The sequence below is a fragment of the Flavobacterium ajazii genome, from assembly GCF_010614725.1.
Classification (GTDB): domain Bacteria; phylum Bacteroidota; class Bacteroidia; order Flavobacteriales; family Flavobacteriaceae; genus Flavobacterium; species Flavobacterium ajazii.
The window spans coordinates 155,299-169,639 of record NZ_JAAEHL010000013.1 but is presented as its reverse complement, the minus strand read 5'-3'; the positions used below and the strand labels follow the sequence as shown (position 1 = coordinate 169,639).

13 protein-coding genes and 1 pseudogene are annotated in these 14,341 nt (G+C 35.7%); all 14 read left to right on the top strand.

Features of this window, described 5'->3' with window-relative positions:
* Window positions 1-65: 65 nt before the first annotated feature.
* Window positions 66-264: pseudogene (locus GWR14_RS20675) on the top strand (RHS repeat domain-containing protein); the annotation flags it as partial.
* 668 nt (window positions 265-932) lie between these two features.
* Window positions 933-1,346, top strand: coding sequence for a hypothetical protein (locus GWR14_RS20670; protein ID WP_163411043.1), 414 nt, complete (start codon window positions 933-935; stop codon window positions 1,344-1,346).
* Window positions 1,347-1,968: 622 nt separating this feature from the next.
* Entirely contained in the window at window positions 1,969-2,838 is an 870-nt protein-coding gene (locus tag GWR14_RS20665; RefSeq protein WP_163411042.1) for a helix-turn-helix transcriptional regulator, read from the top strand.
* A 289-nt stretch (window positions 2,839-3,127) separates the two neighbouring features.
* Window positions 3,128-3,697, top strand: a complete 570-nt coding sequence (locus GWR14_RS20660; protein WP_163411041.1) for a DUF4255 domain-containing protein — start codon at window positions 3,128-3,130, stop codon at window positions 3,695-3,697.
* Entirely contained in the window at window positions 3,694-4,527 is an 834-nt protein-coding gene (locus GWR14_RS20655; protein ID WP_163411040.1) for a hypothetical protein, read from the top strand. Before GWR14_RS20660 ends, GWR14_RS20655 begins: the two co-directional genes overlap by 4 nt.
* Before the next feature lie 36 nt (window positions 4,528-4,563).
* Window positions 4,564-6,141 carry a phage tail sheath family protein gene (locus GWR14_RS20650; protein ID WP_163411039.1) on the top strand — a complete coding sequence of 526 codons (1,578 nt, stop codon included), beginning with the start codon at window positions 4,564-4,566 and terminating at the stop codon, window positions 6,139-6,141.
* Window positions 6,142-6,186: 45 nt separating this feature from the next.
* The gene (locus GWR14_RS20645) at window positions 6,187-6,657 is read left to right on the top strand and encodes a phage tail protein (RefSeq protein ID WP_163411038.1); all 471 of its coding nucleotides are present in this window, start codon (window positions 6,187-6,189) and stop codon (window positions 6,655-6,657) included.
* Window positions 6,644-7,117, top strand: a complete 474-nt coding sequence (locus tag GWR14_RS20640; RefSeq protein ID WP_163411037.1) for a phage tail protein — start codon at window positions 6,644-6,646, stop codon at window positions 7,115-7,117. The genes GWR14_RS20645 and GWR14_RS20640 overlap by 14 nt, the downstream gene beginning before the upstream one ends.
* 2 nt (window positions 7,118-7,119) lie before the next feature.
* The gene (locus GWR14_RS20635) at window positions 7,120-7,287 is read left to right on the top strand and encodes a DUF5908 family protein (RefSeq protein WP_163411036.1); all 168 of its coding nucleotides are present in this window, start codon (window positions 7,120-7,122) and stop codon (window positions 7,285-7,287) included.
* A gap of 11 nt (window positions 7,288-7,298) precedes the next feature.
* Window positions 7,299-7,970 (top strand): CIS tube protein, encoded by a 672-nt coding sequence (locus tag GWR14_RS20630; protein ID WP_163411035.1) that lies wholly within the window; start codon window positions 7,299-7,301, stop codon window positions 7,968-7,970.
* Window positions 7,970-9,766 (top strand): type VI secretion system tip protein VgrG, encoded by a 1,797-nt coding sequence (gene vgrG, locus GWR14_RS20625; protein WP_163411034.1) that lies wholly within the window; start codon window positions 7,970-7,972, stop codon window positions 9,764-9,766. The genes GWR14_RS20630 and vgrG overlap by 1 nt, the downstream gene beginning before the upstream one ends.
* A 127-nt stretch (window positions 9,767-9,893) precedes the next feature.
* Entirely contained in the window at window positions 9,894-10,193 is a 300-nt protein-coding gene (locus GWR14_RS20620) for a PAAR domain-containing protein (RefSeq protein ID WP_163411033.1), read from the top strand.
* Window positions 10,186-10,620 carry a GPW/gp25 family protein gene (locus GWR14_RS20615; RefSeq protein ID WP_163411032.1) on the top strand — a complete coding sequence of 145 codons (435 nt, stop codon included), beginning with the start codon at window positions 10,186-10,188 and terminating at the stop codon, window positions 10,618-10,620. The genes GWR14_RS20620 and GWR14_RS20615 overlap by 8 nt, the downstream gene beginning before the upstream one ends.
* Window positions 10,621-14,340 carry a hypothetical protein gene (locus tag GWR14_RS20610; RefSeq protein ID WP_163411031.1) on the top strand — a complete coding sequence of 1,240 codons (3,720 nt, stop codon included), beginning with the start codon at window positions 10,621-10,623 and terminating at the stop codon, window positions 14,338-14,340. It begins immediately after the preceding gene.
* Window position 14,341: the final 1 nt, after the last annotated feature.

Sequence of the window (14,341 nt, the reverse complement as noted above, 5' to 3'; positions counted from 1 at the left end):
CAAAAAAGGTCTTGCTCGCGGGAGCTGAAAACAGACGCTCGGGCGAGGCAAAATATTGAGCAGGCGCATACAAGTATAAGTACAACGGTAAAGAACTGCAAGACGAGCTGGGACTTAACATGTACGACTATGGAGCAAGGAATTATGACCCTGCACTTGGTCGATGGATGAATATTGATCCTCTTGCAGAACAAATGAGACGTCATAGTCCTTATAATTATGCGTTTAATAACCCTATTTATTTTATAGACCCTGACGGAATGGCTCCTAATGATTGGAGAATAAATTATGTAGATAAACAAGGGAAAAGTCAAGAATTTATTTTTAATGGTGGCGCAACAGCTTTACCAGACAATCAATTTGTAAGGGATTTTGTAAATGCATATAATTATAATGTTAATAATGGTGGTGGACAAGCGATGAAAGAAATTGCGGAAAACTCTAGTTTAATGGTTGACGTTCAAGAAACAAATGGATTGACTTTTACTGACCAGCCATCTTCTGCAGCTAATTCGGGAGATTATAATGTTGTTAATTGGAATCCAAAGATGGGGTTGGAAACTACAAATGGAAATATTCTGTCTCCAGCAACTATGGCAGACCATGAAGCTGGACATGCATTAAAATATGCAAAAGATGGCAAAATGGCTTCTAATAAACTTTTAGAGAGCCCAGATAAAAGTTATGATAATAAAGGAGAAAAGGCCGTCATTACAGGTACAGAGCAAAAAACCGCCATTGCAAATGGAGAAATATCTTATCCAGAAGTTACAAGAAATGACCATAAAGGTTTACCAGTTATTACAACTTCTCCTATTTCCACTAATATAAATGCTAGTAAAACAGTAAAGTTTAATCAAAATTTAAATAGTCAAAATCTATATTCACCAATTTCTTACGAAAAGTATAAAAAAAAATAAATCTATATTAATATGAAATTACTACTATACTTAATAATTCCATTCTTAACATTCAATTGTATTTCTAAAAAAAATAGCTATGAAAATAGAAAATACATTGAAGTATTCTATTTGAAGGAAGGTTTGCGGTATCCAATTCAACTTAATTGTAATTACCTTCATAGTGAGTTAATGAAAAAAAATGTAAAATATGAAAAGATAGACAATCAAGATTTTATTAAAAATTTTGATAAAAAGTATAAAGCATTAAAAACATCTAAAGACCAAAGAAATATTGATGTTCGAATACAGATTATCTATCATAATGATAAAATTATTGATACCATTTGTATGGGAGAACATTTTGACATACAAGTTAATGGAATTAATAAAGAAGATTCTAAAGGTTTTTTATTAATGATTAAACAAAAAATTTATAAATATTAAATCGGTAACGGTAGTGTTTCAAAGTTAGTGATATGAAATTTTAGAATTCTAACCTTTTGGAATTGAACAAATTTTAGAACTAAACCACTCTGCACTGAAAGTGCAGAGGTTTGTTTGACGAGAGACTGAAAGTCTCTCAATTTTGAAAACACCCACTGGTGCTCGTTTGTCGACAACTCTGGCGCTTGCTTATAGCGAGTGCCTACTTAAATTAAAAGATAAATCGTAGCGTTTGTAACGCGGTTAAAACAACAAAGCCACTTCAATAACGGAGTGGCTTTAGTTTTTTATAGAATACTTTGAATTTTTCTTTTGGCGATAAAGTCATCAATCACAGAAAAAATATGATTGCGGTCTTCGGGTTCAAATTTAGATACTTCCAAAATGCGGGCACTGGTATTTATTTGGCTGGTTTATGCGCAGGAAAAGAATCGTAAAAATGCTGTGAGCTTTAATAAACGTGTTTTTAAATGTCAATTAACCAACCTATAAAACAACGCTAAAAATAATTTTCATGACAAAAAAACAGCCTTTCATAACATATTATTCTTATCCCGCTTATTAGATTTTTAATTTTAAGCTTCCAAAATAAAAACTAACCAACCCCAAAAATATTACCAAAATGCCTGAAAAAAAATCAATATTGATAGGATGTGATGATACCTTCGTTTTAACCCAGGTGTTAAATATATTGTCTTCAATGTCTGATTTTATTTTTTCTACGGTAACTGTTTCCAGAGCTATCGATTTAAACAATACCGCAAGATCTCTGGTACCGGACTTAATTATTTTGGGCTTTAAAAGAAACCAGCCTATTATAAAAGATACCAATTTCAATTCCAACAAAATAGATATCCCTATTTTATGCTTAACTCAAAGTTACGAATGCGAGTCTTTGTGCTGGTCTAAAAACTGTATCGTGTTTACCCATCCCTATAAACATATCAATAATGCCGATTTTTTAATTTACAGAATCCGATCTATATTTCTCTTAAAAAAAACAGAATCTGTTACTAAACCGGGGACTTCTTTTGCGGAAGCGGCTTTGCAAAAAAATGATACCAATCATACCAGAGAGCTAAGTCATTATGTAATGGAACTTGACCAAAAGGTAGAAGTACTTCAAAAAATAAAAACACGTATTTCTTACCTGTATCCAAATGTTAATGATACAATCCGAAGAGAATTAATGTCTATTGTAAATTCTATTAAAACAGTTGCAAACGACAACAAGCTTTGGGATGATTTTAAAATTTATTTTGAACAGTCAAATCCTGATTTTTTACTCACGCTTGCCAAAAAACATCCTTCCCTTAGTCCTAAAGACTTAAAATATTGCTGCTACATCAAAATGAACATGAGCAATAACGATATTACCAATCTTCTGGGCATTAATCAGGAAAGTGTCCGCACTCACAAATACCGCCTGAAAAAAAAACTCACACTTGATAAAGAGCAGGATATTGTTTCGTATTTAAGAACTGTTTCGTAATCACAATAACTTTCAACAACAATATACAACTGATTCATTTACAATTTTGTAACTGAATCAGTTTTGTTTTATACTACATTCATTTACTAAATGATAGTCATAACTTAGTGATATAAAAGGTTAAGAGGTTTTGTCTACATTTTGTCTACAGAAGAACAAAATTCTTACAAGATGTACACGAAAAGTACATTCTTAAAATCTTATTTCAGTTTAATTGTAAAGTAATTTTACCTGTGCTATTTACAGCTGTTTATTTTATCAATAGCATGAAATTTAAATCAAACTAAAAATGATAAACCAATCTCTACAATTTACGAGTAAATTACTGGGACAGTTTTTAAAAAACCGTTTCGGACTGGACGAAGATAAAATCGCCCTGAATTATCTTGTAGATGTAAATGGTAACTTTCCTAAAATGAACCAAAACAAAGTGGTTTTATCATTAATTAATATTGAGAAAGAAACAAATCAGCCTTTTTATATTCAAAACAGACAGCTCAACAGCGGAAATTATTCTAGTTTCAACCCTGTCGAAAGATATAATCTCGACATCTTAATCAGCAGTAATTTTGAAGATTATACAGAATCACTGAAGTTTCTGGACGCCATTATCTATTTTTTTCAGATTAATAATTATCTGGATGCTTCTAGTTCCTCTTCGATTCCGGAAGGTTTATCCAAACTGGAATTTGAGTACGAAAAGATTTCATACCATCAGATGCATAGTTTATGGACTGCCATGGGGGCAAAATACCAGCCCTCGATCATTTACAAAATGAAACTGATAAAAATTCAGGGTAATGAAACGATCGAAATCATACCGGCAGCAACTAACACAAATAACAGCGTAGCCGTATGATACAGAGTAATTACATAAAGCTTTTTACTACTCTGGTGTATAATACTTATTTTGATAATGGTAAATGCAATTGCCTGCATTTTGTTCCAAACCATAAAACCGAAAAAATATTGAGAAAATTCGGTTTTAAAATCAATAAAATCTCCAACGGATTTGATTTGTTCAGCAATACAACCTCATCATTATCAAGCCTGTTCGATTATATTTCAAAAACAACTACACAGAATTATTTTGAATTTGACATCAAGTGCAGTGATCCAAATTTTATTCTATATTCTGCATTGCCAATCAACTGGCTCGGCGAAATTACATTCTCAAGCCAGGATAATCAGAACCAGGATAATAATGGTGTCATCGCACTCAATCCAACATTAGAAACCAAAGCAATGGCTCCATATTTTGGATGTTTCAAAATTTATTTTGATGATATCTTAAAAAATCAAAACACCACTCCCCTTCAATTTGAAATCAGTTTTAAAGCCAGGACAACCCAGTGGCAATACTATTTTATCAATAAAAATTCAATTCCGTTAAACAATCCGGCCATAACTGAAAAAGGAGCAATTCAGTTTGAAGGTCCTCAGCAGGTAACGCTCCAAACGGGGGAAAAAGCACTTCTTTTTACATCAAATAATACCAACATTCAGCTTAGCGAAAAACCTAAATATAAGTTCGATTTAATCAATAAAAGCCCGCCTAATCAATCGGGTCAAACGAGTTCAAATAACAAAGTAATTATTAAAGGGTTACCTATTCCTGATGTTTCCCGAATGATAGTTGAAAACGGTAAAGAAAATCAAGTTGCATCACCCATGTATATCTATATATAAAAAGCAAATTAAAATGAACATTAAAAATTAAAATCAATGAATTTATCTACCATCCAAACTCCTGGTGTTTACATTCAAGAATTAAATGCCTTTCCAAATTCAGTTGTGGCAGTTGCTACGGCTGTACCGGCATTTATTGGATACACACCACAAGCTTCTTACGAGGGTAAATCGTATACGAATGTACCGGTAAGAATCACATCGTTCTCTGATTTTCAGGCGTTCTTTTGTTTACCAGACCCACCGCTTCCTGCGAGTCCGGCTAAACAATATAGTCCTGAATATTATTTAGTACAACAAAAAAGTCAGCCTGCAAAAGGAGATTATATGTTGATCAACGGATCTTACTATTCTATAGTTCCGGATCCCAATACGGTATATTATCTGTATAACAGCGTGAAGCTTTTTTATGAAAATGGCGGCGGCGATGCTTATATCGTATCTGTTGGTTCATATGGACCTCCATCTCAAAAGCCAATGACTCCTGGTACACCCATTGTGAATCCGAATGTACAGTTAAATGACTTATCTAATGGTCTTTCCTTACTGCTAAACGAGCCGGAACCAACCATTTATATCTGCCCTGAAGCAACTTTATTAAATCTTGCAGACAATGGTACCCTTATGCAGTCAATGCTTCTTCAGGCTACCAAAATGCAGACGGCCATGTGTTTGTTTGATATTATTGGGGGCGACGATCCGGATCCGATTTTGTACACTCAGGACATTACAAATTTCAGAAATAACACAGGTGCTCAGGGTCTGAATTACGGAATGGCTTACTATCCATTTATCGGAACTACCATCATGCAAAATTCGGATATTGATTACACGAATTTATTTGGCGGAGATATCAAACAACTCGCACCGATTCTTAATCCGCCAAGCGCACCAAATCAAAGCGTAGCTACAATTATTGCCAATATTCAAAACCCGGATAGTGGTTTAAGTGTTACTCAAAATAACAATGCACTTTTAATTGCCAGTCCGGTATATGCACTAATTGTAAAACACGTATTAAGCGATGCCAATATTCTGCCTCCAAGTGGTGCTATGGCGGGAGTTATTACTACTACAGACAACGCAGTAGGCCCTTGGCAGGCTCCGGCAAATACCTCTATTGTAGGTGCAGCTTCCTTGCCAATCAGTATTTCTGAAAGCCAGCAGGCAAACTTAAACGTTGATGCCGTTTCGGGTAAATCTATCAACGCAATCAGAATGTTTAACGGACTTGGTATTTTAATCTGGGGGTCAAGAACGCTGGATGGAAACAGCCAGGACTGGAGATATATTCCGGTAAGAAGAACTATGATTTTCCTTGAACAATCTTGTAAGCTGGCAACTCAGGCTTATGTATTCCAGCCAAATGATAAAAACACCTGGGAAGCCGTAATTGCTATGATCAGCAGTTTCCTTACCTCTATCTGGAAACAAGGCGGTTTGCAGGGTGCAAGTGCATCAGATGCTTTCTCTGTTGCCTGTGGATTAGGTTCTACAATGACAGCAGATGATATTTTGAACGGATTTATGAATGTTACCGTAAAAGTAGCTGTTGTACATCCTGCCGAGTTTATCGTGCTGACATTCCAACAGCAAATGGCAACTTCAAGTTAATCAAATAAATAATCCCGTAAAATATTTAATTTAAAATAAAATAATATGGCAACAGATGACGGAAGCGTACAAGGCGCAACATGGCCCATGCCAAAGTTCAGGTTTGAAGTAGACCTGGGAACCGAATTAACAAAAGTAGCTTTTCAGGAAGTTACAGGAATGGATGTCGAAAACCAAATTATAGAGTATCGTAAAAGTAACAGTCCGCTTTTTTCTGTAGAAAAAATGCCCGGAATTACAAAATACGGCAACGTTACCATGAAGCGAGGCATTTTTGTAAACGACAATACTTTTTGGGACTGGCACCAACAGGTGGTTATGAATACCATTAAGAGAAGAACAGTAATCATTAAGCTTTTGGACGAAAAAGGCGGTGTAACCATGCAATGGACACTCAATAATGCCTGGCCAACCAAAATCACCAGTACGGATTTAAAATCTGACGGAAACGAGGTTGCTGTAGACACTATAGAAATTGCACACGAACAGCTAATCATCAAAAATGGTGGTAAGTAGTGATTATCCGGTAAGCTTTTATTTTACACTCTCTTTTTCGGGTGTAGATGCGGCTTTCAAAGAGGTATCGGGAATCTCAAAAGAATTAAGTGTTGAAGAAATTGTTTGCGGAGGCGAAAATCGTTTTAAATATCGCCTCCCAACCGTTTCTACCAGCCAGAACCTTGTTCTTAAAAGAGCAGTTGTACCTGTCGGATCCCAATTGGTGAACTGGTGTTCGAGCTGTATTGATCAGGGACTGGCTAATACGATTCAGCCACAAAATGTGATTTTAAGTTTACTGAATGCCAATGGTATCGTATGCATGCAATGGACATTCAATAATGCTTATCCGGTTAAATATGCTGTTTCTGACCTAAACTCTCAGGAAAGCAATATTGCGATAGAGTCTATCGAACTCGCCTACACCTATTTTGACATTTCATCAAATAAAACATTTGATAACCTTTTTACTAAATAATTATGCCAATAGAAATAAGAGAACTCATTATTAAAACCGAAATCACCACTGCCAATTCTAAAAACTCTTCGGCAGTAAAAGAAAAAGAATTATCGGTTTTAAGAAAACAGGTGCTTGAAGAATGCAGAAGGTTAATTGCCGAAAAAAAAGAGAATACCTATAAACGCTAAATACGAAACAAATGGCCAGTCTGGAATTAATGAAAATAACAGGATATACCGATGAAGAATTTCAAAACAAATTCTCAGCAGCCCCGTATACCTTTATGATTAATCCTGATACCATCAAAATACAAAAAAGCATTGAATATAATGAACAGCAGGCGCCTGCAACAAGCTCTGCTTCTCAAAAATATAAAAGCACCCCGAGTGATAAATTAAGTTTTGAAATGGTAATAGACTGTTCTGGTATTGTTGATACAAAGCGTATTGATATGGCTAAAGAAATAAAAGCTCTTGAAACCATTATTTATACGTATAATGGTAAAATTCACCGTCCAAATTTTGTAAAAGTACAATGGGGACAGAATATTACTTTCAATGGTGTACTTGACTCTATAGATATTTCATATACTTTATTCAGACCTGACGGAAGTCCTTTACGGGCAAAAATAGCTCTGGCATTCAGCCAGTATATTTCTCCCAAATCAGTAACCATGATTGACGCTCCGCAATCGCCCGATTTAACACATATTGTCAATGTAACAGAGGGAATGTCACTGCCTCAGCTGTGTTTACAAACCTGGGATGACGACTCGCTTTATATACAGGTTGCACAATTTAACAACCTGAACAAATTCAGAAACCTCAGCGGTATTAATAAATTAATTTTTCCACCTATAAATCCATCATAATGAGTGCTTCAACCGAAATAGCAAGTGGCGGAATTGCAACATTCGCAGTAAAAGTCAACGGAAGTACCATTCCTGACGAACTAAGTGTGCTGTCTGTTCATATAGAAAAAAAAGTAAACCGTATTGCTCTTGCTAAAATTGTAATTTTAGACGGAGAAGCCAATACAGGTACATTTCCTGCAAGTTCATCAGATACTTTTGTTCCCGGTGCAACAGTAAGTATAGAAGCCGGTTATGATAATACAAATACCGTTATTTTTTCGGGTATAATCATGGGGCAGTCCATACGGATTGATGAATTAGTCGGATCTGCTTTAGAAATAGAATGCAGAGATGCTGCAGTAAAAATGATTGTTGGAAGAAAAAGCCTTACCTATTCTAAACAGAAAGACAGCGATATCATTTCATCCATTATCGGAACGTATGGATTATCTTCAGACGTAACCGCAACAACTACACAATGGCCGGAACAGGTGCAATATTATGTAACCGACTGGGATTATATCTTATCTCTTGCTGAATCAAACGGATTAATCGTAACTACTATAAACGGAAAAGTTTCTGTTACTGCCCCCGACAGCAATACAACCTCTGTACTTACGGTAACCTATGGCAACAGCCTGCTTGAATTTAATGCTAAACTAAACGCAACAACACAATTAGGAAGTGTTACTTCAAATACCTGGGACTATAAAAATCAGGCAGTTGCTAATAGTAATGCAACTCCAAATGTAACCGGAGCCGGAAATTTATCATCTGAAAAATTATCCGGGGTTGTAGGTCTTTCAACTTTTCAATTGCAGACCTCTGCCCCATTAGAAACTGCAGATTTAACCAATTGGTCAAAAGCCCAAATTATTAAAAGTGAATATTCGAAAATAATTGGTGAAGCCAAATTTCAGGGGACAAATTTAGTAGATCCCGGTAAATACATGACATTTGATGGCGTTGGAGACCGATTTAACGGAGATTATATTATTTCAGGAGTCGTTCATGATTTATCACTGGGGAACTGGGTTACTCAAGCTTCTTTTGGTCTTTCGCCTTTTTGGTTTACTGAAGAACCCGATGTTATGTCTCCTCCGGCTTCAGGTCTTTTGCCCGGAGCAAGAGGTTTATTTAACGGAACGGTGAAACAAATGTATGAAGATCCTGATTCTCAATTCCGAATTTTAGTCAATGTACCATTATTTGATGCCAATGGCGCCGGAATTTGGGCAAGACTTGCCAATTTTTATTCTACCAGTGGTGCGGGAGCCTTTTTTTTACCCGAAGTTGGTGATGAAGTTATTCTCGGCTTTCTAAATGAAGACCCACGCTATCCTGTGATTTTGGGAAGTTTATACAGTGGAACCAAAAATAAACCTTTTACGGGTTTGACTCCTAACGAGAAAAACTCCATAAAAGCTATTGTTTCCAAATCAGGAATTTCAGTAGAATTTGACGATGAAAATAAAATCTGGACTGTGGCTACGCCTAATAAAAACACTGTGATTATTAGCGATAAAGACAAAAAAATCACTATTCAGGATGAAAATCAAAATAGTATTGTCATGTCTAACAGCGGTATCGATATCTCGAGTCAGAAAAGCATCAATATTTCGGCTCAGGAAAGTGTAACTATCAAAGGAACACAGGGCGTTTCGATTCAGTCAAGCGGAGGCGATGTTGCAACTAAAGGGCTTAATATTAAGGAATCTGCAGATATGCAGTATTCTGCTCAGGGCGGACAAATGGCACAGGTGCAAGGCGGAATGGAATTAACACTCAAAGGCGCCATGGTAATGATTAACTAATTGTTGTTTTTGTGAAATGTGAATTGTTAGATGTGAATTGTAAACATTTCACAACCAACAAAAAACGGACAACAAACATCTTACATTTCACAAAAAACATTTTACAGAAAACAAATAACAAAAAAATATGCCACCAGCAGCAAGACTTACAGACTTTCACGAATGCCCGATGCAGACACCGGCATTACCTCCTATTCCGCATGTTGGCGGACCAATAGTGGGACCCGGACAGCCGAATGTTTTAATCGCAGGATTACCGGCAGCAAGGGTTGGTGATATGCTGGTTTGTGTAGGACCGCCGGATTCTATAATAAAAGGATCGGCAACAGTAATGATTGGCGGAATGCCCGCCGCAAGAATAGGTGATCAGACTGCTCACGGGGGATCAATTGTCCTTGGAGCATTTAATGTTATGATAGGTGGATAAGATTGCAGATCAGAAAGAAAATGTTTTTTTGGGATCAGGATGGGCGTTTCCTGTGTCATTTTCTGTGGGTAATCATCAGCTGAATTTATCAGCTAATGAAACCAATATAAACGAATCTATCAATATCATCCTGAATACCCGTAAAGGAGAACGTGTCCTTGAATCAAATTTCGGATCAGGATTACAGCAATTTATGTTTAGAAAAATCGACAATACTCTTAAAGGTGAAATTGTAGAAACTATTCAGTTTTCCTTATTAAAATATGAACCAAGAATAATAGTTCAGGAAGTTCGGGTTGCCGCCACAGATGTAATAAACGGTATCATCGAGATATTAATTATTTACATCTACGCCCAAACGAATACCAGACATAATTATGTTTTTCCTTTTCATTTGAAAGAAGGAACCAATTTAACCCAAAAATAAATGCTTATAATTGATCAAAATAGCGCAATAAATTCACTAAATGAGTCTCTCATTCCTGCTCCGGCTTTAATAGACGGAAGGACTGAGCAGGACTGGCTGCATTTTGTTGCCGAATTTAGCCGCTTAATCAATTTTTACAATGACACCAATACCATTGAAGGTAACTGGAATCCTTTTTTACTAAAAGATCCTGTGTTTTTAATGGCTTCTATATCTAAAACAAATTACAAAAGCCTGCACACTGTCTACAAGACAATTTGTAATGAGGTTCAAAAATCCTCACAAAATACCGTTGATGTCAGCCTGAATTCACAAGCTTTGAATAAATTATTTGACCACCTTAATAAAATCTATAAAATCATAGAAAGCTGGACAAATTATATGCTGAAATCAAGTGAAAAATATGATCTTAAAAATTATATTTTTCACGAAGTACAGACAAAACTGAGTATTGATTTCTGGGCTATTCAGTCCTTTAGACAATATTTATTCACTTCTCCTCTAAAAAACATTTTTATTGAATCAGTGCCTGAAAATGAGTTTATTTCATTTGACAGTAATCTGTGGAATATTAACAAAGACAAACTTCCTTTCTGGGAAATTTTCGGATTCGAAAGTGAGCAAATCGTCCTCAATGCATCAGAATCAATTGTTCCTTTCAGCTTGGGTGTTTTGACAAAAAAAGGAGATCAGCTATTTAATTCTTTAGAGACAATTATTCATCATTCTTCCAATGAATATAAAAAGTTAAGTCTGAAAAAAAGCAAATTCCCTGATACGACACTTTTACGTTCTTTTATCAAAATCCTAAAAATACAGCAGGATCAGTTAAACGGAATTTCGCAAAAACATCTTGATTTTTACTATCGTGATATTCTAAAACAAACCAAATTGCCTGCTTTGGCAGATAATGCCTTTTTATGTGCTACACTGTCCAAAACCGATTCTGTATTTAATTTACCTGCCGGGACTTTATTTAATGCCGGTACCGATGCCCAAAAGAATCCTATTGTATTTGCTTCACAAAAAAATACAGCCTTAAATCCGGCTGCTATTGTGAGCGTAAACACACTTTACGGCCAAAAACAGTCAAATCTGACTTCTTATAATTTGCAGCCTATTCAGCCTACAAGTATTCAAAAAGATGAAGATGGTAAAATAATAAGCTGGCCAACTTTCGGAAAAGCAAATCCAAATGCAGTTACTTCAAAAATCGGATTTGCATTTGCTTCTCCAATGTTATTATTACGCGAAGGACAAAGAGATATTACTTTTACCCTTGAATTTGATTCAGCATTAGATTTAACCTTATTACAAGGTGCCAATTATTTCTTGAGTACTCAAAAAGACTGGCTGGAATTAAACCTGAAACCTTCGGCTTTTCAGTTAATAGAGGGGCAAAACAATATTGCAACTATAACCATCGGCCTTGACCCTGCCGTGGTCGCAATAGAACCTTTTTTGGTTAATCCTGATAATTTAGAAACCAAATGGCCAATATTTAAAATTTTATTCAATTCCGTTATCAACCCAAATACACCTCCAAAAGTACTTTCTATCAGAATTGAGGTTAAGGTTATTGATGTTAAAACATTTCAGTTGTACAATGATTTTGGAGAATTAAATACTAAAAACCCTTTTCCTCCTTTTGGACCTATTCCGTTAGAAAATGCCAATTTTATTATTGGAAATAATGAAATATTCAGCAAACCGCTTGATAATTTTATATTGGAAATCAACTGGGATAAGCGCCCTTCAGATTTTAAAACGTATTACAAACAATATAATGATTACATCGGGCCTGTTCCTGCGTCAGCGACTGCCTCTCCAACTCTGGGAGAAAAATTAAGAAATATAATCGGATTCCATAAAGAACCTGTCTATGCTGTGGATAACAGCGCTTTTACCAACGCCAGTTTTACTGTGGACTTTAATGTTCTTGAAAGTAAATCGTGGCAAAAACTTCAACTGGATAAAGTGTACAGTACAAACGGTAATGAAGTTTTTGCTCCCGCTGTCTATAATCCAAATCCTGTTTTTTTGTTTGATCCTGAAGACGGAGATCCGACAATGCCTTACGTTACAGACTCGAACAGCTATTATATGTATTCCAAAACCAATACATCTGCTTCTCAGGTGGTCATTGACAATTCTTTTTCTGTTGATCCTAATATTCAGAATGAACCTTTAAAATTCACTGACACCAGTTCATCCGGATTTATAAAGATGGTTTTATCAGGACCTGAGTATGGTTTTGGGTCAGAAATATATCCGAATGTCGTGACTCATATCGCTTTGGAAAATGCTAATAGTCTCGCAAGGGCAAGAGGAAAAAAAGATGCTGTATTTATTCCGTCTGCAAATTTGCCTTTTGCTCCAAAAATTAAAACTTTTTCAGCCAATTATTCGGCCAGTGTAACTTATAAACTGGATAACACTGCCGGGGAATATCCGTTGGACTATTTTCTGTATTCGCCATTTACAAATTATAAGATATATGATAATTCTGTGGCGTATCAAACAGATGCAACAGCATTCAATACAGCTATAGTTGGCTCATCATCGGCTACAGCAGGTTTACCGCTTTATCCTTCTTTTGATTATTCTGGCGGATTATTTATAGAACTCGAAAATTTAATTTGCAACAGCACTTTGAATTTGTATTTTGAATTAGCCCGAAATTCAGCCACAATAGCTCAGGACGAAAGTATTACTTATTTTTATCTGAACAACTCGGGCTGGAATGAAATAAAACCATTATCAGACGAAACAAATCAGTTTAAATGTCCCGGAATTATTGAGCTTCCTATTCCTGCTGACTGCAATAATAACGGAATTTACATGGGAGGAAAAAACAACTGGATTTCAGTTGTAGTTTCAGGAAACCCTGACTCCTACTCTAACACAACATTTTTACAGACAAACGGATTTGCTGTACAACGAACCGGAACTGAATTTTTAGCAGATTCACAGATTCCTCAAATAATCAGCGGTACGATAACCAAACCACAAAATGCTATTCCGCAGATTGCTGCGTTAATTCAGCCATTTCCTTCTTTTGGAGGAAAAGCAGCCGAAAATGAAACCCATAAAAACCAGAGAGTCAGTCATTCGATCAAAACAAAAAACAGGGTGATTACAACTGCTGATTATTACACTTTAATCACTCAGCAATTTGATGAAGTTTATTATTCAAAAGTAGTAACTAAAAAAAACGACAATAGCTGCAATGTTTATCTGGTAAAAAAAGTAGTCAGTGATTCAGATAGCAATGCTTTTGTTCCTTTAGTTTCCAGTTGCCTTGAAAGTGAAGTCGAAGCTTTTTTAAAAGAAAGCTCCTCTCCTTTTGCCAACATTTCAGTTTCAAATTTTAATCTGGAATATGTTACTGTTTCTGCCAAAATAGTAATTAAAAGCGGTTATCAGCCCGTTCTTATTCAAAAAAATATAAATCAGGCTTTAAAATTATATCTGTCACCGTGGATTACCACTGATGTTTCCCAGACAGAAATTGACACTACACTGATTGATGCTAAAGTAAGCACCTTTATTCAAAGTATCGAAGGAGTTGCTGTAGTAGAAAATGTATCGTTTTCCAGCTATTTTATCAATTCAGAAACAGGCATACAGACAAATTGCAAAACAGATAAATCAACACTCAAAGCTTATGGAGCAACGACGCTTTTAGTCTCGGCTCCTCAACATAATATCACTTTTTAAT